Annotated in this window: 26 protein-coding genes and 1 tRNA gene; 10 read left to right on the top strand and 17 right to left on the bottom strand. The window is 68.8% G+C overall.

Translation table 11 applies throughout. The annotated features are described in order from the left end of the window. Positions 1–280 precede the first annotated feature (280 nt). Positions 281–1,975: a cytochrome c oxidase subunit I gene (gene ctaD / locus V7Q48_RS15110; protein ID WP_333839140.1), complete on the bottom strand. Its 1,695-nt coding sequence runs from the start codon at positions 1,973–1,975 to the stop codon at positions 281–283. Between the two features lie 26 nt (positions 1,976–2,001). Further along, on the bottom strand, positions 2,002–2,925 hold the full coding sequence (gene coxB / locus V7Q48_RS15105) for a cytochrome c oxidase subunit II (RefSeq protein ID WP_442947149.1): 924 nt from the start codon (positions 2,923–2,925) through the stop codon (positions 2,002–2,004). Between the two features lie 318 nt (positions 2,926–3,243). On the opposite strand from coxB, the gene pyrE reads away from it, so the two are divergent. The 9 genes from pyrE to V7Q48_RS15060 are packed head-to-tail and all read left to right on the top strand — an operon-like array spanning position 3,244 to position 9,667. Then, positions 3,244–3,828: an orotate phosphoribosyltransferase gene (gene pyrE, locus V7Q48_RS15100; RefSeq protein WP_333839152.1), complete on the top strand. Its 585-nt coding sequence runs from the start codon at positions 3,244–3,246 to the stop codon at positions 3,826–3,828. 20 nt (positions 3,829–3,848) lie between these two features. Next, on the top strand, positions 3,849–4,592 hold the full coding sequence (locus tag V7Q48_RS15095; RefSeq protein ID WP_333839136.1) for a pyridoxine 5'-phosphate synthase: 744 nt from the start codon (positions 3,849–3,851) through the stop codon (positions 4,590–4,592). Positions 4,593–4,611: 19 nt separating this feature from the next. Further along, on the top strand, positions 4,612–5,031 hold the full coding sequence (gene acpS, locus V7Q48_RS15090; protein ID WP_333839133.1) for a holo-ACP synthase: 420 nt from the start codon (positions 4,612–4,614) through the stop codon (positions 5,029–5,031). Positions 5,032–5,084: 53 nt separating this feature from the next. Beyond that, entirely contained in the window at positions 5,085–5,939 is an 855-nt protein-coding gene (gene lepB, locus V7Q48_RS15085) for a signal peptidase I (RefSeq protein ID WP_333839149.1), read from the top strand. A gap of 33 nt (positions 5,940–5,972) precedes the next feature. After that, positions 5,973–7,088, top strand: a complete 1,116-nt coding sequence (locus V7Q48_RS15080) for an AI-2E family transporter (protein WP_333839131.1) — start codon at positions 5,973–5,975, stop codon at positions 7,086–7,088. Beyond that, positions 7,081–8,286, top strand: a complete 1,206-nt coding sequence (locus V7Q48_RS15075) for a DUF3089 domain-containing protein (protein ID WP_333839129.1) — start codon at positions 7,081–7,083, stop codon at positions 8,284–8,286. Before V7Q48_RS15080 ends, V7Q48_RS15075 begins: the two co-directional genes overlap by 8 nt. Continuing rightward, complete coding sequence (gene ruvX, locus V7Q48_RS15070) at positions 8,283–8,750, top strand: Holliday junction resolvase RuvX (protein WP_333839127.1); 468 nt, start codon at positions 8,283–8,285, stop codon at positions 8,748–8,750. Before V7Q48_RS15075 ends, ruvX begins: the two co-directional genes overlap by 4 nt. 48 nt (positions 8,751–8,798) lie before the next feature. Beyond that, positions 8,799–9,260, top strand: a complete 462-nt coding sequence (locus tag V7Q48_RS15065; protein ID WP_333839125.1) for a PaaI family thioesterase — start codon at positions 8,799–8,801, stop codon at positions 9,258–9,260. After that, positions 9,257–9,667 (top strand): PaaI family thioesterase, encoded by a 411-nt coding sequence (locus V7Q48_RS15060; RefSeq protein WP_333839123.1) that lies wholly within the window; start codon positions 9,257–9,259, stop codon positions 9,665–9,667. The genes V7Q48_RS15065 and V7Q48_RS15060 overlap by 4 nt, the downstream gene beginning before the upstream one ends. Before the next feature lie 133 nt (positions 9,668–9,800). Here V7Q48_RS15060 and V7Q48_RS15055 read toward each other — a convergent pair whose 3' ends face one another. The 4 genes from V7Q48_RS15055 to argH are packed head-to-tail and all read right to left on the bottom strand — an operon-like array spanning position 9,801 to position 13,505. Beyond that, the gene (locus V7Q48_RS15055) at positions 9,801–10,574 is read right to left on the bottom strand and encodes a precorrin-2 dehydrogenase/sirohydrochlorin ferrochelatase family protein (protein WP_333839121.1); all 774 of its coding nucleotides are present in this window, start codon (positions 10,572–10,574) and stop codon (positions 9,801–9,803) included. Continuing rightward, the gene (gene lysA, locus V7Q48_RS15050; RefSeq protein ID WP_333839119.1) at positions 10,574–11,833 is read right to left on the bottom strand and encodes a diaminopimelate decarboxylase; all 1,260 of its coding nucleotides are present in this window, start codon (positions 11,831–11,833) and stop codon (positions 10,574–10,576) included. Before lysA ends, V7Q48_RS15055 begins: the two co-directional genes overlap by 1 nt. A gap of 39 nt (positions 11,834–11,872) precedes the next feature. Continuing rightward, positions 11,873–12,124, bottom strand: coding sequence for a hypothetical protein (locus V7Q48_RS15045; protein WP_333839117.1), 252 nt, complete (start codon positions 12,122–12,124; stop codon positions 11,873–11,875). A 4-nt stretch (positions 12,125–12,128) separates the two neighbouring features. Next, positions 12,129–13,505: an argininosuccinate lyase gene (gene argH, locus V7Q48_RS15040; RefSeq protein ID WP_333839147.1), complete on the bottom strand. Its 1,377-nt coding sequence runs from the start codon at positions 13,503–13,505 to the stop codon at positions 12,129–12,131. 25 nt (positions 13,506–13,530) lie between these two features. Between argH and V7Q48_RS15035 the strand changes: the two genes are divergently transcribed. Then, complete coding sequence (locus V7Q48_RS15035) at positions 13,531–14,142, top strand: TlpA family protein disulfide reductase (protein WP_333839115.1); 612 nt, start codon at positions 13,531–13,533, stop codon at positions 14,140–14,142. Positions 14,143–14,209: 67 nt separating this feature from the next. Here V7Q48_RS15035 and V7Q48_RS15030 read toward each other — a convergent pair. The 11 genes from V7Q48_RS15030 to V7Q48_RS14980 form a co-directional block, all read right to left on the bottom strand. Continuing rightward, a tRNA-Val gene (locus V7Q48_RS15030) sits at positions 14,210–14,285 on the bottom strand. Positions 14,286–14,373: 88 nt separating this feature from the next. After that, positions 14,374–14,514 (bottom strand): hypothetical protein, encoded by a 141-nt coding sequence (locus V7Q48_RS15025; RefSeq protein ID WP_333839113.1) that lies wholly within the window; start codon positions 14,512–14,514, stop codon positions 14,374–14,376. A 112-nt stretch (positions 14,515–14,626) separates the two neighbouring features. Continuing rightward, a complete protein-coding gene (locus V7Q48_RS15020) occupies positions 14,627–15,781 on the bottom strand; it encodes a CaiB/BaiF CoA transferase family protein (RefSeq protein ID WP_333839111.1) in 1,155 nt (384 codons plus the stop codon). Next, entirely contained in the window at positions 15,778–16,680 is a 903-nt protein-coding gene (locus V7Q48_RS15015) for a hypothetical protein (protein WP_333839109.1), read from the bottom strand. The genes V7Q48_RS15020 and V7Q48_RS15015 overlap by 4 nt, the downstream gene beginning before the upstream one ends. Further along, entirely contained in the window at positions 16,677–17,711 is a 1,035-nt protein-coding gene (gene dctP / locus V7Q48_RS15010; RefSeq protein ID WP_333839107.1) for a TRAP transporter substrate-binding protein DctP, read from the bottom strand. Before dctP ends, V7Q48_RS15015 begins: the two co-directional genes overlap by 4 nt. Then, positions 17,708–19,033: a 2-hydroxyacyl-CoA dehydratase subunit D gene (locus V7Q48_RS15005; RefSeq protein WP_333839105.1), complete on the bottom strand. Its 1,326-nt coding sequence runs from the start codon at positions 19,031–19,033 to the stop codon at positions 17,708–17,710. The genes dctP and V7Q48_RS15005 overlap by 4 nt, the downstream gene beginning before the upstream one ends. Further along, entirely contained in the window at positions 19,030–21,117 is a 2,088-nt protein-coding gene (locus V7Q48_RS15000; protein ID WP_333839103.1) for a CaiB/BaiF CoA-transferase family protein, read from the bottom strand. The genes V7Q48_RS15005 and V7Q48_RS15000 overlap by 4 nt, the downstream gene beginning before the upstream one ends. Further along, the gene (locus V7Q48_RS14995) at positions 21,114–21,998 is read right to left on the bottom strand and encodes a hypothetical protein (protein ID WP_333839100.1); all 885 of its coding nucleotides are present in this window, start codon (positions 21,996–21,998) and stop codon (positions 21,114–21,116) included. Before V7Q48_RS14995 ends, V7Q48_RS15000 begins: the two co-directional genes overlap by 4 nt. Continuing rightward, a complete protein-coding gene (locus V7Q48_RS14990) occupies positions 21,995–23,305 on the bottom strand; it encodes a TRAP transporter large permease (protein WP_333839098.1) in 1,311 nt (436 codons plus the stop codon). Before V7Q48_RS14990 ends, V7Q48_RS14995 begins: the two co-directional genes overlap by 4 nt. Continuing rightward, entirely contained in the window at positions 23,302–23,754 is a 453-nt protein-coding gene (locus V7Q48_RS14985; RefSeq protein WP_333839096.1) for a TRAP transporter small permease subunit, read from the bottom strand. Before V7Q48_RS14985 ends, V7Q48_RS14990 begins: the two co-directional genes overlap by 4 nt. Beyond that, positions 23,751–24,866 carry a CapA family protein gene (locus V7Q48_RS14980; protein ID WP_333839094.1) on the bottom strand — a complete coding sequence of 372 codons (1,116 nt, stop codon included), beginning with the start codon at positions 24,864–24,866 and terminating at the stop codon, positions 23,751–23,753. The genes V7Q48_RS14985 and V7Q48_RS14980 overlap by 4 nt, the downstream gene beginning before the upstream one ends. Positions 24,867–24,882: the final 16 nt, after the last annotated feature.

The following is a 24,882-nucleotide window of genomic DNA, read 5'->3' as shown; positions in this document are numbered from 1 at the left end:
AAGCGGCATATATGGACGAGGCCCCACACGGTCAACACCGATTTTTCCACAAGCCACCCCAAACCCGCCAAAACCCAGCAACCATCGGCACTTTTGCATGGCACTTTTGTGAAATCAGGCGGGAACGATATGGCGAATCGGCGTTGCGCCGCGTGAAGAACAGGCCCTCCCCCGGCCCCTCCCGCAAGCGGGAGGGGAGAATCAGGGGTGGAAACGGCGCAAAAGAAAAACCCCGCAGCTCGCGCTGCGGGGTTTTTGGCTCTCGACCTGGGTCGATCGATCAGTGGTGCGAATCGTCGCCGATGACCGGCAACGTTTCGAACTGGTGGAACGGCGGCGGGCTGGACAGCGTCCATTCCAGCGTCGTCGCGCCTTCGCCCCAGTAGTTCGGCGCGGCCTTCTTGCCGGCGAGGAGGGCGTAGGCGATGTTGATCACGAAGATCACGATCGACACGGCCATGACCATGTAACCGATCGTCGCGATGTGGTTCCAGTACTCGTAGGCCGGCGCGTAGTCCGGGTAACGACGCGGCATGCCCTGGAGCCCGAGGAAGTGCATCGGGAAGAAGATCAGGTTCACGCCGACGAAGAACACCCAGAACTGCAGGTGGCTGAGGAACTCGGAGTGCATCCGGCCGCTCATCTTGGGGAACCAGTAGAAGAACCCGGCGAAGAGCGAGGTGACCGCGCCCAGCGACAGCACGTAGTGGAAGTGCGCCACGACGTAGTAGCCGTCCTGGAGATTGTCGTCGATGCCGCCGTTGGCGAGGACCACGCCGGTCACGCCGCCCACGGTGAACAGGAAGATGAAGCCGATCGCCCAGACCATCGGCGACTTGAACTCGATCGAGCCGCCCCACATCGTTGCGATCCACGAGAATATCTTGATGCCGGTGGGCACCGCGATGACCATCGTGGCGGCAGTGAAGTACATCTTCGTGTTCACGTCGAGGCCGGTGGTGTACATGTGGTGCGCCCACACGATGAACCCGACCAGGCCGATCGCGACCATGGCGTAGGCCATGCCGAGGTAGCCGAACACCGGCTTCTTCGAGAAGGTCGAGATGATCTGGCTGACGATGCCGAAGCCCGGCAGGATCATGATGTACACTTCGGGATGGCCGAAGAACCAGAACAGGTGCTGGTAAAGGATCGGGTCACCGCCACCGGCGGGATCGAAGAACGTCGTGCCGAAGTTGCGGTCGGTGATCAGCATGGTGATCGCGGCCGCCAGGACCGGCAGCGCGAGCAGCAGCAGGAACGCGGTGACCAGCACCGACCACACGAACAGCGGCATCTTGTGCAGGGTCATGCCCGGCGCGCGCATGTTGAAGATGGTGGTGATGAAGTTGACCGCACCGAGGATCGAGCCCGCACCCGACAAGTGCAGCGAGAAGATCGCGAAGTCGACCGCCGGACCGACCGAACCCGAGGTGGAGAGCGGCGCATAGACCGTCCAGCCGGTACCCGCGCCATGGCCGGTACCACCGGGCACGAACGGCGAGATCATCAGCGAGCAGAAGCCCGCGAAGGTCAGCCAGAACGAGATGTTGTTCATGCGCGGGAAGGCCATGTCCGGCGCGCCGATCATGATCGGCACGAACCAGTTGCCGAACCCGCCGATCAGCGCGGGCATGACCATGAAGAACACCATGATCAGGCCGTGTGCGGTGATCAGCACGTTCCACATGTGGAGCGTCTGGTTGAGGTCGGCACCATCGCCGCCGACGAAGTTGGTCCAGAACGCGAGGTACTGGATGCCCGGATGCGCCAGCTCGGCGCGCATGATGCCCGAGACCGCACCGCCGATGACACCGGCGAAGATCGCGAAGATCAGGTAGAGCGTGCCGATGTCCTTGTGGTTGGTCGACATGAACCAACGCGCGAAGAAGCTGGGCTTGTGATCGTGATCGTGGTCGTGCGCATGATCGTGATGCGCATCGAAGCTTTCATGATCGGCGGGAATGGTGGCCATGACGGTCTATCCTCTTCCGAATTGTCTTATGCGGCCGGGGCGGCGGCTGCAGCAGGGGCTGCGGCCGGGGCAGCGCCGCCGACCGTGCCGCCCTGGCTCTTGATCCAGGCGTCGAACTGCGGCTTGGTCACCGCCTCGACGACGATCGGCATGTAGCCGTGGCGCGCGCCGCACAGTTCCGAGCACTGCCCGTAGTAGACGCCGGGCTTGTTCACCATCAGCACCTTCTCGTTGATGCGGCCGGGGACGGCGTCGAGCTTGAACCACAGCGAGGGCACGGCGAACGAGTGGATCACGTCCGAACCGGTGGTCTGGAGACGGATCGGCACGCCGGCGGGCACGACCATGCGATTGTCGGCCGCGAGCTGGGGCGGCTCGCCCCGCTTGATCGCCTCGGCCGGCGGCAGCATGTTCGAGATGACCTCGAAGCCGCCGTTATCGGGGTAGGTATAGCCCCAGTACCACTGGTAGCCGGTCACCTTGACGGTCAGCGCGCCCTTGGGCGCCGGCTCGTACTGATGGGCGAGAAGGCGAATCGACGGCACCGCGATCACGACGAGGATGAGTACCGGGACGAGCGTCCAGATCACTTCGATCACGGTGTTGTGGCTGGTCTTGGACGCGACCGGATTGGCGCGGCGGTTGAACTTGGCCACGACCACGATCAGCAGGATCAGCACCAGCAGGACGATCGCGGTGATCACCGGGATGAGCACGTAGTCGTGCATCTTCAGGGCTTCCTGCCCGATCGGCGAATACTGGTCCTGGAAGGTATAGGCTCCGGAAATCGGCTGGCCCTTGCCCTCGACCGGCTTGGCCGGAACGTAGGTGGCCGCAGCCTGCGCCAGGGCCGGCGCGGCAATCGCGGCGGTTGCTGCCATGCCTGCCATGATGTGACCGGCGGTCCGAAACGCTGTGCCCGCACGGCGGACGAATTCGAATGGACTCATCGTCGATTGTTCCGCTCTTCCCCGCGTACACGACGGTTTCGAGGTCCGCGTGCACTGATTGTCATTCCCTCGATTGCGCACGGCTATACGCGGGCTTGTCGCTGGCGACAAGTTGTCACTGCCACCGAATGCGCGAGCGCCGATTGACCTTTCGGACAGGCGCCGGCGCCCCGTATCATGGCGCCGGGCCGGAAGGGACTCCCCTAAAAACCCTTGCCCGGCGCGCCCCGAACGCTCATGGCACGAACGCGGGCCGGCGCCGTCGCGGTGCCGTCCGTCCGACCGATACCGCCATTTTCCGGAACCAAGACGACGATCATGCAGGACGACGAGATCCTTTCCGAATTCCGCGCCAGCCAAGCCCTGCTGGAGGGACATTTCCTGCTCTCGTCCGGCCGCCATTCGGCCCATTACCTGCAATGCGCGCGCGTGCTGATGGACCCGATGCGCGCCTCGCGCCTCGCCAGTGCGCTGGCCGCCAAGCTGCCGCGCGACGTGCGCCAGCAGATCACCAAAGTCGTCGCGCCGGCGATGGGCGGGGTCATTATCGGCCACGAGATGGGCCGCGCCCTGGGCACCGAGGCGATCTTCGTCGAGCGGCCCACCGGCACATTCGAACTGCGCCGCGGCTTCTCGCTGGAGCCGGGCGAAAAGGTGCTGATGGTCGAGGACGTCGTCACCACCGGCCTGTCGAGCCGCGAGGCGATCCGCGCGGTGGAGGAAGCCGGCGGCGTGGTCATCGCCGAGGCGGCGCTGGTCGATCGCTCGGCCGGGGCGGTCGATCTCGGCGTGCCCTTCTATCCGCTGGTGGCGCTCAACTTCCCGACTTATGCCGCCGACGAACTGCCGCCCGAGCTGGCCGCCACGCCGGCGATCAAGCCCGGCAGCCGCGCGCAGCCCTGAACCAGTCGAAGGATATTGCCATGACCTTGCCGGTCACGCCGCCGCGCCTGCGGTTGGGGGTCAACATCGACCACGTCGCCACGATCCGCAACGCGCGCGGGGGCGAGCATCCCGACCCGGTGCGCGCCGCCCAGATCGTGGCGGCCGTGGGCGGCGATGGCATCACCGCGCACCTGCGCGAGGACCGGCGCCACATCCGCGACGAGGACATCGCGCGCATCCAGGCGGCGACCAGCCTGCCGCTCAATTTCGAGATGGCCGCGACCGACGAGATGCTGGCGATCGCGCTGCGCCACAAGCCGCATGCCTGCTGCATCGTGCCCGAGCGCCGCGAGGAGCGCACCACCGAGGGCGGCCTCGACGCCGCCGGCCAACACAACCGCCTGGCGCCGATCTGCGCGCGCCTCGCCGATGCCGGCATACGCGTCAGCCTGTTCATCGCGCCCGAGGCGCGCCAGATCGAGGCGGCGATGAAGCTCGGCGCACCGGTGGTCGAGCTGCACACCGGCGAATATGCCCACGCCGAGGGCGAAGCGGTGGCGGTCGAGCTCAAGCGGTTGAGCGACATGGCGGCGCTGGCCGCGCGCAACGGCATCGAGCCGCATGCCGGGCACGGCCTGACCTACGACAACGTCCAGCCGATTGCCGCCATCCCCCAATTGGCCGAACTCAACATCGGCCACTTCCTGATCGGCGAGGCGATCTTCGTCGGCCTGGAAGCGGCGGTGCAACGCATGCGCAGCCTAATGGACGACGCGCGCTAAACCAAGGACTTGCCTGCCCGTGATCATCGGCCTCGGTTCGGACCTGTGCAATATCGAGCGGATCGAGCAATCGCTCGCCCGCTTCGGCGACCGCTTCGTGGAGCGCGTGTTCACCCCCGTCGAGCAGGCCAAGGCCGCCCGGCGCCCGTTCACCCGCGCCGGCACGCTGGCCAAGCGGTTTGCCGCCAAGGAAGCCTATTCCAAGGCGGTCGGCACGGGGTTTCGCGCCGGCGTGTTCATGAAGGACATCGGCGTGGTCAATGCGCCCTCGGGCGCGCCGACGCTGGCGCTGACGGGCGGTGCCGCCGCGCGGCTCGCGGCGATCACGCCGGCCGGGCATGAAGCGATCGTCCACCTGACGATGACCGACGACCATCCCTGGGCCCAGGCCTTCGTGGTGATCGAGGCACGACCGCTCGCCGGCGGGAACCCGGCGTGAGCGAGGGCTTGAGCAGCGTTCCCGCAGCGCCGACGGGCGACTGCCCCGCCCCGGTGCATCCGGCGGCGCCGACGGCGAAGGCCCGGGTCAACTGGGGCGGCGAACTGGCCGGGCTGATCGTCATGCTGCTGGGCGTGGTCGTGTTCCATACCCTCGTCGCCAAGCCGTTCTACATTCCCTCGATGTCGATGATGCCCAACCTGCTGGTCGGCGACCGGCTGGTGGTGAGCAAGTATCCCTACGGTTGGTCGTGGGTTTCGCCATCGCTGCACGTCCTGCCCCGGTCGGACCGCCGGCTTCTGCCTGCGACCCCGCAATATGGCGATATCGTCATCGTCGTGCCGCGCGGCAGCAACGAGGACTACATCAAGCGCGTCGTCGCGCTGCCGGGGGATCGCATTGCGGTGATCCACGGCCAGATCGTGCTGAACGGCAAGCCGGTTCCCCAGGTGGTCGAGCCGCCGCTGGACCTGGCGGTCGACGCCAACGAACCCTGCGATCCGGCGGACTTTCCCGGCCTGCGCTTTCGCGATGCGGCCGGCCGCAGCTTCTGCGAGCTGCCCATCCTGCGCGAGACCCTGCCCAACGGCGCCTCGTACCGGATCATCGACCACGAGCAGCAGCCGCTCGACGATTACGCGGAAGTGACCGTGCCGGCGGGCCATGTCTTCCTGATGGGCGACAACCGCGATCATTCCGCAGACAGCCGCGAGCCGCTCGCGCTGAAAGGGCTTGGCGGCCCCGTCCCCCTGTCGGACGTCGGCGGGCGGGCCGAATTCGTCACCCTGTCGCTCGACGGTAGCGAGACCCTCGATCCGCGCACCTGGTGGAAGGCCTTGCGCAGCGGTCGTGCCTGGGGGACGTTGCGCCCGGAACGGGACGCCCGCGCGGCCGTTCCCGGTTCCTGATACAACCTGCCTTGCAAGGGTAACGACCCGCCGATGACCGACACCGCCGCGCCTTCCACGCTTCCCGTCGCGACCCAAAACGTCGCCGCACCTGCAACCAAGGCCCACGCGCCCGGGCCGACCGACATCGCCGACCGCACAATCCGGCAGGAGGCCAAGAAGGCGTTCGTCTGGATCGGCATTGCCGCGCTGGTCGTGCTGACGGTGTTCCTGGCGCAACCGCTGCTGGTGATTTTCGGCGGCGTCGTGTTTGCCGCGGCGATCGAGGGCGGGCAACGCTTGCTCGGGCGCATCGTACCCGGCCCGCGCGCGCTGCGAATCGTCATGGTGCTGGTGGCGACGGTCGCGTTCCTTGCCTGGCTGGTCTATTTCGCGGGCAACCAGATCGCGGCCCAGGCGGCGCAGTTCCCCCATATCGTCGAAATGCAGGCGCAGAGGGCGATGGGTTTCCTGCAGACCCACGGCATCGAGGTCGGCCAAGCCGACATCTCGAAGGTGGCAGAACAGCTGATCGGCGGTGTTGGCCCGGTTACCCAGGCGCTGGGCGGCATCTTCGGCGGCATGACCACGGTGTTCCTCATCGTCATCCTCGGCATCTATTTCGTGCTCGAGCCCGACATCTATCGCCGGGGCCTCGCGTGGATGCTGCCGCTGGAAAGCCGGCCGCACGTGCAGGGCACGATGCAGCGGATGGGCAAGTCGCTGCGCATGCTGCTGTTCGGACGCATGATCGGCATGGTCACCGAGGGCGCGGCGACCTGGGCACTGCTGGCGGTCTACGGGGTGCCGATGTCGGCCCTGCTCGGCATCCTCACCGGCCTGTTGGTCCTGCTGCCCAACATCGGCGCGCCGATCTCGGGGCTGCTGATGATCCTCGTCGGGTTCTCGGGCGGCAACGACATGGGGCTTTACTGCATCATCGTCTATCTCGTGGTGCAGACCGTCGACGGCAACATCGTGGTGCCGATGATCGCGCGCAAGACGGTGGACCTGGCCCCGGCCATGGTGCTGGGCGCGCAGCTGATCTTCGGCGTGCTGTTCGGCATCCTCGGCTTGGCGCTGGCCGATCCGATCGTCGCGATGATCAAGATCGCGCTGGAGCGGCAGGCGGCGCGCAACGACGAAGCCCCTACACCGCCCGGTGGCTGACGACGACGAACCCCGGTTCGGCCGCCGTCATGCCTTGCGGGTGACGCAGGCGGCGGGATTGTTCGTGCTGCTGGCGTTGACGATGTTCGGCGTGCTCAACGCCTGCTCGCGCGAGGTATGGCAGATGGCCTTTGCGCCGATCCGCGCCTTCGCGCCCCAGCCCGCGCTCGCGGCGCGCGATTATGCCGGCCCTGAACTCTGGCTCGCCCGGCCGGGATTGCGCGACGATCCGGCGCAATGGTTGCCGGCCGGGGTCCAACGCGAGACGACGGCCGCTCCCGGATCGGCCGCCCCGCCGCGCGCCGCAGTGTTCTATGTCCACTCGACGACCTATCTTAGCCGCGCCGAATGGAATGCCCCGATCAGCGACGCGGATTCGCAGCGACGCGCCGGCCTGCTGACGGCCGCCACCGCCAGCGCCTTCTCTGGCGCAGGGCCGGTCTGGGTCCCGCGCTATCGGCAGGCCGCGCTTGGTGCGTTCCTCAGCACCGGCCCCGACCGTCAGCGCGCGATCGACGTCGCCTATGGCGATGTTGCCGCAGCGTTCGGCCTGTTCGTCGAGCAGACGCCGGCCGAGATGCCGATCGTCATCGCCGGCCACAGCCAGGGCGCGCTGCTGGTTGCGCGCCTGCTCCGCGATCGTGTGCGCGGCACGCCGCTGGCACGGCGCGTTGCCGCCGCCTATGCCATCGGCTGGCCCATGGCTGCACGCCTCGCGCCGCCCGCGCTCGGCCTGCCGGTTTGCGCGCAGCCCGACCAGGCCCAATGCCTGGTCAGCTGGATGAGCTTCGCCGCGCCGGCTGATCCCTCGCTGCTGTTGCTGGGCTATCACGTCTTTCCCGACGGCACCCCGGCCGATGCAACGCTGGTCTGCGTCAATCCCCTGTCGGGCCGAAGCGACCGCCAGGCGATGCCCGCCAGCGCCAACCGCGGCACGCTCCTGCCCGACAAGGCCGACCTGCTGACCGAGCGCGCCGGGCCGATGGTCCCGGCGCAGGCGGGCGCCGCCTGCGATGCGCGGGGGCTGCTGGTACTCGACCGCGCGCCGCGCACCGGCCAGTTCGTGCTGCCGGGCAACAATTACCACGTCTACGACATCCCGCTGTTCTGGGCCAACTTGCGCGCCGACGTGATCCGGCGCACGGCGGGGTGGTATCGCCGCCATCCCGAGGCCGTGGCGGCAGGAGAACCCGGATGATCACGCTCAGTACCGCCGACTTTCGCGCCGCCCTGCCGATGGGCGGCGTGCTCATGGGTCTCGACCCCGGCACCAAGACCATCGGCGTCGCGCTGTGCGACGCGGGCTGGCGCTTCGCCACTGCCGGGAGCACGATCCGCCGCGCCAAGTTCGCGCAGGACAAGGCGCAGCTTGCCGCGATTGTGGCCGAGCGCAACGTGCGCGGCCTGGTCATCGGACTGCCGCTCAACATGGACGGCAGCGATGGACCGCGCAGCCAGTCGGCGCGGGCAATGGCGCGCAATCTTGCCGACCTCGCGCTGCCGACGCTGATGTGGGACGAGCGCTGGTCGACCCAGGCCGCCGAACGCGCGATGATCGAGCAGGACTTCAGCCGCGCCAAGCGCGCGGTGCGCATCGATTCGCATGCCGCCGCGCTGATCCTGCAGGCCGCGATCGACGCGCTCGCAGGATCGGTGATGTAATTTAATCGGACGATTGAATCCGGCGCGGCGATACGGCAGGAAGGCACGATGAGCGAGGACAAGACGCAAGGCTGGCGGGTCGATGGCCCCTTCGATCCCGAGGCGGCGGGCAAGGTGCTGGGCAGCCTCGGCCACGGCGGCTTTCTCGGCATGCGGTACGGCGGCCACGGCACCGACTGGTTCGAGGCCGAACTGCCCTGGCGCGAGGAACTGGTCGGTGCCGGCGGCAATGGGGTGCTGGCCTCCGGCCCGATCATCTCGCTGTTCGACAACTGCACCGCGATGGCGATCTGGACACGGCGCCAGCGTTTCGTGCCGCATGTCACGCTCGACCTGCGCATCGACTACGTGCGCGCTGCCGTCCCAGGACGCAGCGTGATCGCGCGCGCCGAGTGCTACCAGATCCGCGGCGCGCTGGCCTTCGTGCGCGGGCTGGCGCACGATGGCGACACATCCGATCCGGTGGCCCATGCCGCCGGCATCTTCATGGCCACGGGAGACACGGCATGACCGCAGGCTTCGAGCTGCCGCCCTATGCCCGCGCGATGGGCATGCTGGTGCTGGACCGTGATGCGCCTGGAGCACCGGTCGTGGCGATGGACTTTGCGGAAAAGTCCGAAGGCCGCCCCGGCTACCTGCACGGCGGCGCGATCGGCGGGCTGCTCGAGATGGCAGGCTTCGCCGCGCTCCACGCAGACCTCGCGCAGCGGGGCATCGAGGCGCGGTTCAAGCCGATCAACATCTCGATCGAATATTTGCGCAACGGCCTGCCCCAGCGCGTCTTCGCCCGCGGCGAAGTGCTGCGCGCCGGCCGTCGCATCGCCAACGTGCGGATCGAGGCCTGGCAGGGCGACGGCACCGCCCCGATCGCCAGCTGCTGGATGAATTTCCAGCTTTCGGCGGTGAAGGCAGCGTAACAGCCCCTCCGTCAGACGCGTGCCGCGCCTGCCACCTCCCCATCGTTGATGGGGAGGATCGACATCCTCCCTGCCGCAGGCGGGGAGGGGGACCGCCGCGAAGCGGTGGTGGAGGGGCATGCCCCTTCCCCCGTTACCCCAGCCGCAATTCCACCGTCAGGCCTTCGGGCACCGGCGCCCCTGGCGGCAAACGCTGCGCGTCCGCCCGCGCACGGGCGAGCAGCGCGGCGGGCACTTCGGGCCCGGCGATCACCGCGTCCGCCATGCCCAGCAGCCGTGCCTCGCGCAGCGTCAGGTCTTCGGGGTCGGCCGAGCGCAGGACGACGACGTGATGGGCCGCGTCCACCCCGGCGGCGCCCTCGACCCAGCGTTGCACCGCATCGGCGGGCTGGTCGGCGAAGGGATCGAGCGCCCCGCCCTCCCCCAGCGCGCCATCCAGCGCCCGGCGCCGGTCCGCGCCGTCGGGAAAACGCGCACGCAAGGGCCCGCGCGCGGCAAACAGCGCCTCGGCCAATGCACCCAGTCCTTGCGGCAGCAACCGCTCTAGGCGCAGCCGGACGTGCTTGGCCAGGCCCGCCGAGGCGCCCGCCGTGCCCACGGCGACCAGCAGCGGCGTGCGCTCGACCAGCGAAGGCGTGGTGAAATCGCACAGCTCGGGCCGGTCGACCACGTTGACCAGCAGCCCGGCCCCGCGTGCGCGCAAGGCATCCGCTTCGCAGGCCGCAGCGCTGTCGTGCGCGATGAAGGCCAGCCGCGCGCCGATGTCGATGCCCTGCGCGAGATCGTCGATGATGAGCCCGCCCGCGCGCTCGACCAGCCGGCGCTTGGGCTCGGCCATGGCGCCCTGCCCCAGCACCACCACCGGTTGCCCGGCGATTCGATGGAACAGGGGCAGCGCGGACAGCATCAGGCGAGCCAGTCGGGCACGCGCTCGGCGGAAAGGATCGTCGCCGGCTCGATCCGGTCGGCCACGACAGCCCAGCGCCCGCCATCGACCATCACCTCGGGCACCAGGGGGCGCGAGTTATAGGTGTTGGCCATCGTCGCGCCATAGGCACCCGCGGTGCGAAACACCGCAAGGTCGCCGCGCTTTACCCGGTCGATCGTGCGGTTCATGGCGAAGGTGTCGCTCGATTCGCAAATCGGGCCGACGATGTTGGCGTCCATCGTTTCGCCCTCCGGCGTGACCGCCACGAAATCGTGCCAGGCATCGTAAAGCGCGGGCCGCGCCAGGTCGTTCATCGCAGCATCGACCACGACCCACGGCGCGCCGACGCCTTCCTTGACGCGGATCACGCGTGTCAGCAGCAGCCCGGTATTGCCGGTGATGACGCGGCCCGGCTCGAACATCGCGGTGACATCCCAGCCTTGCGTCACGCGCGCGACCATCGCGGCGTAGTCCTCGGGCGACGGGAAGACCTCGCCCGCCTTGTAGGGCACGCCCACGCCGCCGCCGAAGTCGATGTGCGTGACCGCATGGCCAGCCGCGCGGATCGTGCGCATCAGCGCGCCGATCTTCTCGAACGCGGCCTCGAGCGGATCGAGCTTCGACAGCTGGCTGCCGATGTGCAGCGTCAGCCCGCGCATCGCCAGCCCCGGCGCCCCGGCCAGCCGGGCGTAGATCGCCGCAGCCCGGTCGTAGGGCACGCCGAACTTGTTCTCGGCCTTGCCGGTGGAAATCTTGCCGTGCGTGCCGGCATCGACGTCGGGGTTCACGCGCAGCGCGCAGGTCGCGACCTTGCCCATCGCGCTGGCGATCTCGGCGAGTTCGAGGCCTTCTTCCTCGCTCTCGAGGTTGAACTGCCCGATCCCCGCCTCGAGCGCGCGCGCCAGTTCGGCCGCGGTCTTGCCCACGCCCGAGAACACGATCGTCGCCGCCGGCATCCCGGCCGCCAGCGCGCGTTCCATTTCCCCGCCCGAGACCACGTCGGCGCCATAGCCTTCGGCGGCAAGCACCTTGAGCACGGCAAGGTTGGGGTTGGACTTGACCGCAAAGGCGAGGCTCACGCGCGGCAGCACCTTGAGCGCATCGCGGAACACGCGCGCGTGGCGGGTCAGCGTGGCGCGCGAATAGACGTAGAGCGGGGTGCCCACGGCTTCGGCCAGCGCCGGCAGGGCAATATCCTCGGCGTGAAGCACGCCGTCAGCATAGTGGAAGTGGTCCATGGCGACTCTCGGAAAAGAAGTATCGAAAAGAAGGGCGCGTCAGTCCTCGGGCGGGAGGTCGAACGGATCGTCCTCGCGCTCCTGCGACCGGCTGCGCAGCTCGACGTTGCGGTCGGGCTTGGCCTGGATCGGCGCCCGCAGCAGCGCGTCCCCGCCCCGGCTTGCCTCGCGGCCATAGGGCGCGGGCGGCAACCCGTACCCCGGCGCCGGTTTCAGCTCACGCTTGTTCCCGCAGGCGGCGAGAGCGAGCGCGGCCGTGGCGGCGAGCAGCAGGGCAGTGGGACGGATCAAGCGATTACTCCTCGATACCCAGGGCTTCGCGTGCCTGGGCCACACGCTTCCTTACCTCGACCGGCGCGGTTCCGCCATGGCTGCATCGCGCCGCGACCGAGGCCTCGACCGAAAGCGCGGCATAGACGCGATCGTCGATGCGCGCGTCGATCGCGGTCAGGTCTGCAAGGCTCAACTGGTCGAGCGCGACCCCGCGGCTTTCCGCCAGCTTTACCGCGCTGCCGGTGATGTGATGCGCCTCGCGGAAGGGAATGTTGGCCTGGCGCACCAACCAGTCGGCGAGGTCGGTGGCGGTGGCATAGCCCAGCTCGGCCGCGCCGCGCATGCGCTCGGTTCGGAACTTCGCCTCGGCGACCATGCCGGTCATCGCCGCGACCGACAGCGCCAGCAGGCCGGCGGCCTCGAACACCGGCGGCTTGTCGTCCTGCATGTCCTTGGAATAGGCGAGTGGCAGGCCCTTCATCGTGATCATCAGGCTGGTCAGGCAGCCGACGATCCGCCCGGAATGCCCGCGCACCAGCTCGGCCGCGTCGGGGTTCTTCTTCTGCGGCATGATCGAGCTGCCGGTCGAGAGGCTGTCGGGCAGCGTCACGAAGCCGAACGGCTGGCTTGCCCAGATGATGAATTCCTCGGCCAGGCGCGAGAGGTGCAGCGAGCACTGCGCCGCGGCCATCAGGTAATCGAGCGCGAAGTCGCGGTCCGAGACCGAATCGAGGCTGTTGTCGGTCGGCCCGTCGAAGCCCAGCCCCTCGGCGGTGCGGAAGCGGTCGATCGGAAAGCCGGTGCCCGCCAGCGCCGCCGCGCCCAGCGGCGAGCGGTTCATCCGCGCGCGCGCATCGGCAAAGCGCGAGCGATCGCGCGCAATCATCTCGTAATAGGCCATGAGGTGATGGCCGAGCGTGACGGGCTGCGCGGTCTGGAGGTGCGTGAAGCCGGGCATGATGCTCTCGGCATGCTCGCCGGCGCGCAGCACCAGCGCGACCTGCAGCGCCTTGAGCCCGCCATCCATCTGGTCGATCGCATCGCGCACCCACAGGCGGAAATCGGTCGCTACCTGGTCGTTGCGGCTGCGCGCGGTGTGCAGGCGTCCGGCGGCGGGGCCGATCAGCTCGGCCAGCCGCCCCTCGGTGGTCATGTGGATGTCTTCGAGGTCCCAGTTCTCGGGCACGCCGTCGGCTTCGTATTCGGCGGCGACCTGGTCCAGCCCGCCGGCGATCAGCGCGGCATCCTCGGCCGTGACGATGCCTTGCGCGGCCAGCATGGCCACATGGGCCTTTGACGCGGCGATGTCCTGCCGCCACAAGGCCTTGTCAAACGGGATCGAGGCGTTGATCTCACGCATGATGGCCGAAGGCCCGGCGGCGAAACGCCCGCCCCACATCTGGTTGGAGCTCGAATTGCCGCTCATGTCCGCTCGTCCGCCCTATCTGCCGTTCGTCCTGGGCGCGCTGGCCTGCACCGCGCTTGCCGCGTGCGATAGGCAAGCAAGCCCCCCCGCGCAACCTTCGAACGCGCAACCTTCCAGCGCGTCTTCGGGCACCGCCCCCGCAACGGGCGCCGATGCCGCGGCCGGCAAGGTGGACCTGTCGCACAAGGGTTCGGCCATGCCGACGTTCGCGCTCGCCGGTCTCGACGGCAAGAAGGTCGCCAACGGGGACCTCGCGGGCAAGCCGGTTCTGCTCAACCTCTGGGCCACCTGGTGCGGCCCCTGCGTGATCGAGATGCCCACGCTCGACAAGCTGGCGGCGGCCAAGGCCGGCAGCCTGCGTGTCCTCACCGTCTCGCAGGACAGCGCAGGCATGGCCGACAAGGTCAAGGCGTTTCACGCCGAGCACGCGCTGACGCATGTCACGCCGCTGCTCGATCCCGACAACGACCTGTCGTTCCACTACAACACCGGCGTCCTGCCCACGACGATCGTCTACGATGCCGCCGGCAAGGAAGTGGGCCGCGTGGTGGGGGCGTTCGACTGGAACGGGCCGGAAGCCGCAGCGCTGGTGAAATCGGCCGGGGCCTGAGCGTCAGCCTCGCTGACGGCATGGCGGCCACCTGAAATGGTGGCCCCGTGCATGGTGGCCCCGGAAATGGTGGGCGGTGACGGGCTCGAACCGCCGACCCTCTCGGTGTAAACGAGATGCTCTACCAACTGAGCTAACCGCCCCCTCGCGGGGAAGCCGCGCATTTACGGGATTTTGCGCCTGCGTCAACCACTCCGTCCGCAGGGCGATTCGGCGCGGCCGGACCGTGCCTCAGCCCTGCCGCCGGTTCTGTGCGACGCTCACGACGATGAAGGCCACGATTCCGATCGGAAACCACAGCCCGAACTTGTGTGTGAGGAGACCGATCGCTGCGCAGACCAGCAGGGCGCCAAAGGGAGTGAGCCGCTTCATGGATGGCAATACATCATGGCGGGTCGACAAAGGCAACCTGTTCAAGGCGTTGACGGACAGAACTGCGGCCTGTCCATGCCGAACGGCACGGTACCGGGAGGCTCGTGGCATGTCAGTCCGCGCTCAGCCAGTCGAGGATGGCCTGCCTGTCGCCATCGAGCCTGGGCGGGGTGATCGTGCCATATTCGCCTGGCGTCAGACGGAAGCCCACCCCGGGCACCTTGACCGCCCCCGAAGATCCGCCACGGCCCGGGAGTTCGAGCGCGATCACGGCGTCGGGCCGGGCCAGGGACTGTGCCTCGTCGACACGGCGGACCATGCCGCAGGGGATGCCCGCCGCGCTCATGCCCGCTTCCCAGTCGGCGGCATCGCGTTCGGCGATGACCGCCGCCAATTCGGCCTTCATCGCGTCGAAATGGGCGCGCCGCGCCTCTGGTGTCGCGAACAACGGATTGTCCAGCCAGTCCTCGCGGCCGACATAGCGCGCCAGTGCGGCGAACTGGCCGGGCTGGACTACGCCCAGTGAAATCTGCCGCCCGTCGCGCGCGGTGAAGAGCGAGGCGGTGGGCAGGCCGCTGTATCCGGTATTGCCCATGCGCGACATCGCCTGCCCGGTAACCAGGAACGGCGTCACCGCCGACGTCATGAACGACAGGCTGGCCTCGAACATCGAGACGTCGATGTAGCTGCTGCCCCCGCCCTGCATGCGCCGGATCAGCGCCGAGAGGATCGCGAACGCGGCGGTCTGGCCGGTCAGGGTATCGACGAGCGGAAAGCCGACGCGCACCGGCGGGTCGCCTTCCTCGCCGCTCAGCATCATCATGCCGCTGGTTGCCTGGACGATGTTGTCGATCGCCGGCCAGTCGCGCTGCGGTCCGTCCTGGCCATAGCCCGAGACCGAGCAATAGACGATGTCGGGGCGCAGCGCCTTGACCGCGTCGTATCCCAGCCCCAGCCGGGTGATGACACCGGGACGGAAGTTCTCGATCAGCACGTCGCAGCGGGCGATGATCGCGCGGGCCGTGTCGAGATCCTCGGGCTTCTTGAGATCGAGCGCGATCGACTTCTTCCCCGCATTGGCGGCGATGAACGCGGGCGAAAGACCCTCCAGGCTCTGGTCGGCGCCATAGTTGCGAAAGCTGTCGCCATGCGGCGGCTCGATCTTGATGACCTCCGCGCCCATCAGGCTCAGCAGGTGGGATGCATAAGGGCCGGCCATGACATGGCTGAAATCGGCGATGCGGATACCCGCAAGCGGCTGGGTCATGGTTTCTCCGGGAGATGCTTGCGCACGATCGTCCATGCGCGGTCGGTGCACAGGCCGCAGGCGGGGCCGGCGAACATCGCCTCCGCGCGCTTGTCGTGCTTCAGTTGCCAGTCGAGCCAGCCCACCGCGACGCGGCCGTAGGCTCCGCCATTGACGAGCGAGAAGGTGCCACCGTGGCCGGTGTCGATGTTGCCGTAGAACACCGGCACATGCTCGATCCGCGCGACGTCGTCGCTGCCGTTCTCGTAGGCAATATCGGTCGGGCCACCGAGGATATAGGCGATGGGGGTATGCAGCTTTGCCAGGTCCGCCTTGCTGACCCAGGTGCCGGTCACCCCGCCCCCGGGGCGGTTGTAGACCCCGCTGTTGAACGCCATGACCGTGGCGATGCGCGGGTCCGCCCCGGCGGAAATCGCCTGAAGCCCGCCACAGCTATGGCCCAGCACAGCGATCCTTTGCGTGTCGACCTGCGCCGGCATGGCCTTGGCCGCCCAGTCGATGCCGCCGAGCAACTGCGCGACGCTGGTCTCGTCGGCCTTGGCCGGTGGCGGCGTGAATGCGCTCGCGGGCTTGGGCGGCGGCAAGGCGGTGAGCGCTGGCGTTTCCTCGGCGGGCGCGCCGTTCGCCACGACGACGTAGCCGTGGCTGGCGATCTCGCGCAGGAAGTGGCTCACCGAGACGCCGTTGTTGCGGCACCCGCCGTTGCCCCACAGCACGAGCGGAAGCTTGCCCCGGGGCGGCCGTGCCGGGAGATAGATCGTGTAGCCCGGCGCATCGCTGTGCGCTTCGGCGACCGCAGGCCAGGGACCCGACCCGGCGGGTGCACCGATCACCCGCGTCATGGGCTCGGCACTGGCCGCGCTCGCCAGCAGGGCCGTGAGCAAGAGTATCTGCCTCATGCGCTTCCTCCTTTGCATTCGATCTGGTCGCGCGCGCGCACCGAGGCCCGCGCTGCACGGAACGGCGACAGGCCATCGATGCCAAAGCGCGACAGGCTGCGGGCGTTCTGTTCGGAATCGCGCAGATAGAGCGCGTCGAACCGGGCCTGCTCGGCCCTGGACATGCCGTCGATGGTGACGCCCTGCTTGCGCGCCTCGTCCATGCCCTTTTCCAGCGCGGCATGGATTTCGGTCTCGAGCGCGGCTTCCCACACGCCTTGCGACTCGTTGAGGATCGCCTGCTCCTGCGGGGTCAGGCTGTTCCAGCGCGCCAGCCCCATGGCGCGCGCGGGATAGGCACCGCGCGGAATGGCCAGCGTGTTGTAGTGGCGCGAGACTTCGGCGAAATGGAGCGAGCGGAAGGTGTCGCCGGGCGCAATCACGCCGTCGATCACGCCCTTGGCCATCGCCGAATAGACATCGCCCATCGGCATGTTCACCGCATCGACGCCGAGCGATTCGAGCACCGTCAGCAATTCGGTGGGCGCGCGCAGGCGCAGGCCGCGCAAGTCCTCGAGGCGGCGCACCCGGCGGTCGGTGGTGACGATGCCGGCCAGCGAACCGCCCTGCACCGCCAGCAGCTTGAGCCCGTGCAGTTCCTTGCCGATTTCCGGGCTCGCCGCAGCGATGCAACGATAGAGCGCCACTTGCGAGGCGATGCTGTCGGCCCCGCTGTAGAAGCCGGTCTGGATGCGGATCAGGTGTGTGCCGCCGCGCACGTAGATCGGCGTGATGAGGCCGACATCGGCCACGCCGTGGCGCAATTCCTCCATCGACATGTCCGACGACAGCAGCGCGCCCGACCAGATCGGCCGGATGCGGATGTGCCCGCCCGAGCGCTTTTCCACGAACCGCATCCACGCCTGGTCGGCCTTGCTGAACGGATGGTTCGGGCTGTACGGCGTGGCATAGGTCAGCTCGGTCACCCCCTGCGGCAGCGGCCGCGCGCACGCGGCGAGCAGCAGCAGCGGCAGGAGCGCGGCGAGCTTCATGCGAGGCCCCGCGCGGTGAGGAAGTCCGCGACCATGCCGACCATGCGGTCGTGGTCCCAGTTCTTGGCATCGACCATGTCGGCATCGATCGACAGGACCGGCACGCCGGCCGCCTCGAGCGAGAGCGCGGTGAGCTTCGTCCCCGATTGCGCCAGGCGATTGTCGGGCGGCAGCAGCACGACGCAGGCATCGATCCCGCAGCGTTCCGCCTCGCTCGTCATCCACCCGTTCATCCACGGCGGCAGGTGCAGCACCTCGTTCATCGAGCAGATGCGGCTGGCCAGGGCATCCATCGGCTGCCCCTGCACTTCGCGGATGTATTGCGGGCCGGCGAAGGGCATGTACATCGACCACACGAAGACGGCGCCCATCCGCTCCTCGAGCGCCTGATAGAAGCCGGGATCGTGCCACACCCCCGCGCCTATCCACATCAGCCGCAGCTTTTCATTGCTGGCCGCCCCGGCACCTGCGGCGACGCGCTCGAGCACTTCGTCGCGGAAGCGCCTGGCGTGGGCCACCGCCCAGTCCGAGCCGCGGTGCCACTGCGGGATCATGGTGTTGGGCATCTGCTCGGCGATCGAGACCGGGCACGGCCGCGCGTTGCCGATCGCCTGCGCCGCCTCCCAGATGTAGCCTTCCTGCTCGTTGATCCGCTCCATCAGGTGATGCAGCCTGGCCTCGTCGAACTTGCGACCCGTGCGGTTCTCCAGCAGCGCGATGAGATCACGCATTTCCTCGACCATCAGCGCGATGCGGTCGGCATCGTAGACCGAGCGCCACTCGGTGCGGCTGCGCTCGAACCAGCTGGCGTCCTTCTTTTCCCACGCCGGCGCTTCCATCGGGAAGAATTCGGTGCCCAGCGCCTGCGCCCACTGCCCGAAGACGTGCTGGATGCAGTCGCAGGTCAGCCGCGCGACAAGCACGGTGGGCTTGGGCAGCCCGCCCCACGGCGCGGTCTTGGGATCGTTGGCCAGCGTGCAGGCGAGGCCGAGCGAGCAGTACTTGCAGCCGTTTTCGGGATAGCCATGCTCGGCCATGACCTCGAAATAGCGGTTGGATAGCTGCTTGGCCGAGATGTAGGCCGACCACCACTGGTTGGTGATGATCGGGATGTCCATCACGTGGAACAGCTCGTGCGGGGTATCGGCCTGGACGATCGCGAAGGGCTCGCCCTCGTCGACCACGCGGCGGCGCAGGTCCGCGCCGAACTGCTTCTGATAGGCGCTGGCCGCGGCGGTGCAGGCCAGATCCTTGCGGCTGCGCTGGCCGCTGGATTTCGTGGCGGCGGAAGCCTCGGTGGAGGCGCTGGTCGTCTGCGTCATTCGAATACTCCTGCCGCGTCCAGTTCGGCGATGCGGGCGTCGGTAAGGCCGCACAGGTCGCGGGCGATGGCGTGGGCGTGCTCACCCATTCCCGGCGCGCGGAAGGGGCGGAAGGCATCGCGCGAAAAGCGCAACGGCGTGGCGATGTGGCCGAAGGGACCGAGCAGCGGATGGTCGAGCGTGACCAGCGCGCCGCGCCCGGCGAGCTGCGGATCGTTGTCGATCATGTCCTCGCTGTCCTGCACCACACCGCAGGCGATGCCGTGGGCTTGCAACTGCGCGACGATGGCGTGATCGGACCGGGCCGCCGTCCACGCGGCGACGTCGGTGCCGGTGATGGCTTCCAGCCGGGCGCGATCCTCAGCGCCGGCCAGGCTGATTGCCACCCAGCGATCCTCGCCCGCGGCCGGGAACACGTCCTGGAAGAAGACACGCGGGTCGGCGTTGCCCAAGCGCTGCGGGTGTTCGCCGCGGCGCGCGGCGATGAGCGTGTCGCGCATCTGCTGCACGCAGATCTCGTACATCGAGGCGTCGATATGGCAGCCCCGGCCGGTCTCGCGGCGATGCTGCAGCGCTGCCGCGACGCCCCCGGCCATGACATAGGGCACGATCACGTCGCCATAGGGCACGGCGCCGGGGATCACCGGATCGCCATCGGGATAGCCGGTGAGGAACGTCCGCCCCGACAGCGCGCCGCCGGTGCCGTCGACGCCCCATTCCTGCGCCAGCGGGCCGGTCTGGCCGAAGACGCTGCCCGAGACCATGACGATGCCCGGATTGCGCGCGGCCAGCGTGTCGTAGTCCAGCCCCAGCTTCTTCATCGTGCCGGGCGAAAAGTTCTCCACCACCACGTCGGCCCAGTCGATCAGCGGGTCGATCAGCTCCCGCGCCTCGGGCTTCTTCATGTTGAGCGAAAGGCTGCGCTTGGAGGTGTTGAGGTGCGCGAACCACGGCTTGTCGTCCCAGTTGCCGGGCTTCGAGGCGGCCACCTGCACGTCGAGCCGCGCCAGATCGGGGCGGGTGCGGCTCTCGATCTTGACGATCTCGGCCCCCAGATCGCCCAGCGTCTTGGTCGAGATCGCCCCGACCAGCGCCCAGGCGAAATCGAGCACCTTGACGCCCGACAGCGGCCCGGGCCGCGCGCCGGTGTGGATCGCCGGCGCAGCGGCGACGGCCGCGCCTTCGCGAATCGAAGCGAAGCGCTTCGGCAATCCGGTCTGCGGATCGAAGAAGCCGCGCGCGGCCAGATGGCGGTCGGCCAGCACGTCGGCCGGCTCGTTGGCGACGCAGGCGTTGATGCCGCGGCGCAGACCTTCGCTGGCGATCTCCGCCTTGGTGCGCGAGGCAAAGAAGGCCGCGATCGCCGCTTCCCAGATCGCGCGCGTTTCGGCTGGGAGGGTGGAGCGGTTGTAAGTGAGCCAGTCGGTGCCGTGCAGCGGATTGGGCACGCCCGCCTCGTCCATCCAGTCCGACAGCGCCTGGTTGGCCGGTGCGCCGAGCCGTCCGGTCATCAGCGAATGGAAGCACCAGCCGTCCGCCAGCTTCCAGATCGCGCGCACCGTCGCCTTGCCATAGGCGAGCGCGCCGCCGACGCGGGCGAGCTTGCGGCGGTCGAACTGCCAGCACAGGATGCCGTTGAAATTGCGACTGAAGGCGACCTGCTGCACCGAGACGTCGACATGCTGGCCCTGCCCGTGCGTGCCGCGGGCATAGTGCGCTGCCATCGCGCCGCTGGCCGCGACCATGTCGGCGTGGAAGATGCAGGCCTCCCCCGCTTCCTTGACCGGCGGCCGGTCCGGCTCCCCGGTCACGCGCAGCGCCCCGCCCATTGCCGAGGCGACGAACTCGCCGCCCTTCCAGCCGCTGCGCGGGCCGCCCGACCCGAAGGTCGTGACCGAGACGTGCACGGCACCGGCGGGGATCGCGACGTCGCCCAAACCCTCGAGGCCGATGTCGTCGATGACGAACGAGGCGCCCTCGACCGGTCCGCCCAGCTCGGCGCCGAGCGCGGCGAGATAGCGGGCGAGTGGCCGTTCCGCCATGCCACCCAGCACCGCGACCCGATGTCCATCAAGCGGCGTCATTGCGAAATTCCCTTCAGGAATGCGTCGATCTCGGCGGCCTCGCCACCAGTCGCGCGCCAGTCCCGGCGCGTCAGGACGAGGGCGGGAATATCCGCCGCTTCGAGGGCCTTGCGCTGTGCCGGCAAGTGCCAGATGCGCGCCTCGTCTTCTTCCGCGAACCACAGCACCACCGCCGCAGCGCCCGTTTGCGCGACGGCGTCGGTCAGCGCTGCGGCGCGATCGTAAAAGCCTCGGCCCCCTTGCGCATGACCGTGCAATTGCGCGGCCACGGCGGCAAAGGGATCGCCCTTTTCCTCGACCGGGGGTCCGAGTGCGGTCCAGGTCTGCGTCAGCGTCGGCCCCGCGGCGCGCCAGCCGGCCGCCGCCACGGCGTCGTGCAACCGCTGGTCGGGCGGCGGTGTCCCCGCGATCAGGCACAGCGGTCCCTCGCCGAGTGCAGGCGCGGCTTCGCGGCGGCGGGCGTTGGTCCGGGCGATGGCCTGCGCCAGCGCCGGCGCGTCGACACCGAGACGCTGCGCCAGGCTGCGCGTCGCCGCCTCGACATGGCGGCCGCTGCTGGCCCGCGCGATGGTCGAGGCATCGAAGATCAGCGGCTCTGGCCCGGCGATCGCGCCCTGCCGCTGCAACTCGCAGACGTAGTAATAGAGCCGCTGCGCCGCATCGTCGCCGCGCGAGAACACCACGGCCTCGACCCCGTCGAGCGCGCCATCGGCCCAGTCCTGCAGGATCGAGCGGGCCCAGAGCGGGAACTTGCTTTCCAGCCAGCGATCCGCGGCGGGCATGGCGCGATCGACGTTCCAGCCCAGCGGGCCGGAGCAGCGCCCGGTCGCGGCAAGCACATCGTGAGGCAGGTCGGGGCCGACATAGGCTATCATGGTCATTGTCCGAACATCGTGGGCAGCCACAGCGCCATCGCCGGGAAGAGGATGAGCAGCAGCAGGTGAACAAGGTCGCTTCCCAGGAACGGCAGCACGCCCCGGAAAATGCGGTTGAGCGGCACGTCCTTGGCGACGCCCTGGATGACGTAGAGGTTCATGCCGAGCGGCGGATGGACGAAGCCGATTTCCATCGCGCGGGTGATGAAGATGCCGAACCAGATCGGCGACATACCCACGCCCTCAACGATCGGCAGCAGGATCGGCGTCGTCAGCAGCATGAGCGCGAGGCCGTCGAGCACCGAACCCAGCAGCAGCAGCAGTCCGGCCACGACGAGCAGCGTCGGAATGGTGCCGAGGTTCATCGCCGTCACCGCCTGCCCGACCGCGTCGGTCAGGCCGGTAACGCTGATGAACACCGAAAAGATGATCGCGCCGATGATGACGAGGAAGATGAGGCCGCTGGTCCGCAGCGTTTCCGAAAAGGCGCGGAACAGCACCTCGCGGGTAAGCCGCCGCCGCCATGCGGTGATGAGCAGCGCGCCGGCGGTGCCGATCGAGGAAGCCTCCGAGGGACTGAACCAGCCGAGCACGATCCCGCCCAGCACCACCGCCAGAAGGGCGATCATGTCCGCGATCCGCAGCAGCGCGCGGCCGCGTTCGGCCCAGCTCGCCCGCTCGCCGACCGGCGCGATCGACGGGCGCCAGCGCACCAGCAGCCAGACGACGACGCAGTAGAACAGCATCTGCGAGATGCCGGGGATCAGCGTGGCGGTGAACAGCTTGCCGATCGATTGCTCGGCGATGATGCCATAGACGATCAGCGCCCCCGATGGCGGCAGCATCTGCCCCAGCGTTCCGCCGGCGGCGACGGTGCCCGTGGCCAGGGCGTCCGAATAGCCGCGCTGGCGCATCTCGGGCAGCGCCACAAGGCCGATGGTGGCCGCCGTCGCCAGGCTCGACCCGTTGATCGCGCCGAAGCCCGCACACCCGCCGATCGAGGCATAGGCAAGGCCACCGCGCCGATGGCCGACCATCTTGGCCGCGGCGTCGAACAGGTCACGGCTGGCGTTGGCCGAAAAGAACAGGTGCGCCATCAGCATGAACAGCGGCAGCGTGCCCAGTTCGTAGCGCGTGAGCGTCTCGACCACGACGACGCCAGCCTTCACGACGGCCGCTTCCGGGCCGAGGGCGAAGACCAGCCCACCGATCCCGACCAGACCGAGCGAAACGCCGATCGGCACGCCGCACAGCAGCATGGCGAAGAGCAGGACCAAGCCGACGAGGCCGGTTTCGGGCGTAGCAAGGATCATGGCTTGGCTCGTTCCGTCAATTGCCGCACCAGCAGCGCGATCACGACGACCAGCGCGGCGTTGAGGAAGCCGCGCATCCAGCGCCAAGGCACGTCGAGCAATTCGCTGACTTCCTGGCTGCCCCACAGGTCGCGCGCGAGCCACAGCGATCCGCTCAGCAGCAGGAGGTAGAACACGATCGAAAGTGCGGTGCAGATGCGGTCCGCCACCACCCGGCGCGTGCCGGTCAGCCGATCGAGGATGAGATGCACCCGCGCATGGTTGCGGGCGAGTGTCGCCATGACCAGCGCCAGCGATCCGGCGACGAGCACGCCAACCTGCACCAGTTCGATGGCGCCCTTGAGCGGCAGGCCGGTATGCCGCCCGATCACCGCCAGGACATTGAGCGACGCGGCCGTGACGAGGGCGGTCCCGCCCGTCCACACCATGATCGTCTGCGCGCGCGTCATGGGCGGACCTCCGTCACAAGGCCATCGTGCGCGATCATGATCGGCGGCAGACCGGCCGTCTCGGTGATGCGCTCGGCATAGTCGCGGATTTCCATCGCCCGCGCCGGTTCGGCAAGAACTGGGCGGCCCGGCGCCTCGACATCGACCGGGATGATCCCGGCGCGGATCGTGCCCTCGTGGTCCACGGCGACCGTGCCCAGGAATGCGTTGACGGCTTCGGGATGGAACGGGGCGAGCGTATAGGGCGGGTCGGGCTCGAACCCGAACATCGCCTTGCGGCGCTCGGCCCACGCCGCGCGGGCGGGATGATCCTGCGCCGGGCTGAGCGCGCCCGTCACCACGCAGCCATTGCCAAGGCCGTGGAAGATCGGCTTGCCGTGGTGGAATTCGATGCCGCGCACGATATGCGCGTGGTGGCCTATCACCACGTCGGCCCCCGCCTCCACCGCAGCGTGCGACAAGGCCCGCTCGTAGGGCGCCAGGCGCGCCGGCGTGTGGACGATGCCCTTGTGCAGCGCGACGAGGACGAGGTCCGCCTGCGCGCGCACCTCGGAAATGTCGTGGCGCAGGATCTCCAGGGCCGCTTGCGTCAACACCGCAAGGTTCGCCGCAGGCGCAATCGGTGCGCCGTCCGCGGTCGCGATCGGCAGATAGGCGCAGCCGGCCCGATCCGCCGTCGCCCAGCTGGCCTCGGGGCCGACGCAGTTGTAGCTGAGCAACGCGATGCGCCAGCCGTCGCGCGCGACGATCGCGGGCCTGCGTGCCGTCTCCAGTGTCAGGTCCGCACCGCAATGCGCCACGCCGAGGGCGCCGAGCCCGGCGGTCGTGTCGGCGATCCCCTCGGCGCCGCAATCGGCGATGTGGTTGCCCGCCAGGCTCAGCATGGCGAAGCCGGCCTGCGCGATCGCCGCCAGGTTTTCGGGCGGCGCCCCGGGGGCGGGCACGTCACCCTGCAGTTCCGCACCCCGGTGGGTGTGCGGAACCTCGAGATGCCCGACCGCCAGGTCGGCGCCTTGCAGCGCGGGCGCGATGCCGCTCAGCCACCAGGCGCCGTCGGGTTCGTCCAGAACCAGATCGCCTGCCAGCACGATGGAAATGGCACCTCGCCCCACGCCTGTCGTCTCCGTC

Source organism: Novosphingobium sp., assembly GCF_036803765.1.
Taxonomy (GTDB): domain Bacteria; phylum Pseudomonadota; class Alphaproteobacteria; order Sphingomonadales; family Sphingomonadaceae; genus Novosphingobium.
Note: the sequence above shows the minus strand (reverse complement) of the source record. Positions and strands in the feature narration are given on the sequence as shown.

Excerpts from the sequence above, each read along its gene's own strand:
- ctaD (WP_333839140.1), bottom strand. The coding sequence starts at position 1,975 with ATGGCCACCATTCCCGCCGATCATGAAAGCTTCGATGCGCATCACGAT.
- coxB (WP_442947149.1), bottom strand. The coding sequence starts at position 2,925 with ATGAGTCCATTCGAATTCGTCCGCCGTGCGGGCACAGCGTTTCGGACC.
- pyrE (WP_333839152.1), top strand. The coding sequence starts at position 3,244 with ATGCAGGACGACGAGATCCTTTCCGAATTCCGCGCCAGCCAAGCCCTG.
- V7Q48_RS15095 (WP_333839136.1), top strand. The coding sequence starts at position 3,849 with ATGACCTTGCCGGTCACGCCGCCGCGCCTGCGGTTGGGGGTCAACATC.
- V7Q48_RS15080 (WP_333839131.1), top strand. The coding sequence starts at position 5,973 with ATGACCGACACCGCCGCGCCTTCCACGCTTCCCGTCGCGACCCAAAAC.
- ruvX (WP_333839127.1), top strand. The coding sequence starts at position 8,283 with ATGATCACGCTCAGTACCGCCGACTTTCGCGCCGCCCTGCCGATGGGC.
- V7Q48_RS15065 (WP_333839125.1), top strand. The coding sequence starts at position 8,799 with ATGAGCGAGGACAAGACGCAAGGCTGGCGGGTCGATGGCCCCTTCGAT.
- V7Q48_RS15060 (WP_333839123.1), top strand. The coding sequence starts at position 9,257 with ATGACCGCAGGCTTCGAGCTGCCGCCCTATGCCCGCGCGATGGGCATG.
- V7Q48_RS15055 (WP_333839121.1), bottom strand. The coding sequence starts at position 10,574 with ATGCTGTCCGCGCTGCCCCTGTTCCATCGAATCGCCGGGCAACCGGTG.
- lysA (WP_333839119.1), bottom strand. The coding sequence starts at position 11,833 with ATGGACCACTTCCACTATGCTGACGGCGTGCTTCACGCCGAGGATATT.
- argH (WP_333839147.1), bottom strand. The coding sequence starts at position 13,505 with ATGTGGGGCGGGCGTTTCGCCGCCGGGCCTTCGGCCATCATGCGTGAG.
- V7Q48_RS15035 (WP_333839115.1), top strand. The coding sequence starts at position 13,531 with ATGTCCGCTCGTCCGCCCTATCTGCCGTTCGTCCTGGGCGCGCTGGCC.
- V7Q48_RS15025 (WP_333839113.1), bottom strand. The coding sequence starts at position 14,514 with ATGAAGCGGCTCACTCCCTTTGGCGCCCTGCTGGTCTGCGCAGCGATC.
- V7Q48_RS15020 (WP_333839111.1), bottom strand. The coding sequence starts at position 15,781 with ATGACCCAGCCGCTTGCGGGTATCCGCATCGCCGATTTCAGCCATGTC.
- V7Q48_RS15015 (WP_333839109.1), bottom strand. The coding sequence starts at position 16,680 with ATGAGGCAGATACTCTTGCTCACGGCCCTGCTGGCGAGCGCGGCCAGT.
- dctP (WP_333839107.1), bottom strand. The coding sequence starts at position 17,711 with ATGAAGCTCGCCGCGCTCCTGCCGCTGCTGCTGCTCGCCGCGTGCGCG.
- V7Q48_RS15005 (WP_333839105.1), bottom strand. The coding sequence starts at position 19,033 with ATGACGCAGACGACCAGCGCCTCCACCGAGGCTTCCGCCGCCACGAAA.
- V7Q48_RS15000 (WP_333839103.1), bottom strand. The coding sequence starts at position 21,117 with ATGACGCCGCTTGATGGACATCGGGTCGCGGTGCTGGGTGGCATGGCG.
- V7Q48_RS14995 (WP_333839100.1), bottom strand. The coding sequence starts at position 21,998 with ATGACCATGATAGCCTATGTCGGCCCCGACCTGCCTCACGATGTGCTT.
- V7Q48_RS14990 (WP_333839098.1), bottom strand. The coding sequence starts at position 23,305 with ATGATCCTTGCTACGCCCGAAACCGGCCTCGTCGGCTTGGTCCTGCTC.
- V7Q48_RS14985 (WP_333839096.1), bottom strand. The coding sequence starts at position 23,754 with ATGACGCGCGCGCAGACGATCATGGTGTGGACGGGCGGGACCGCCCTC.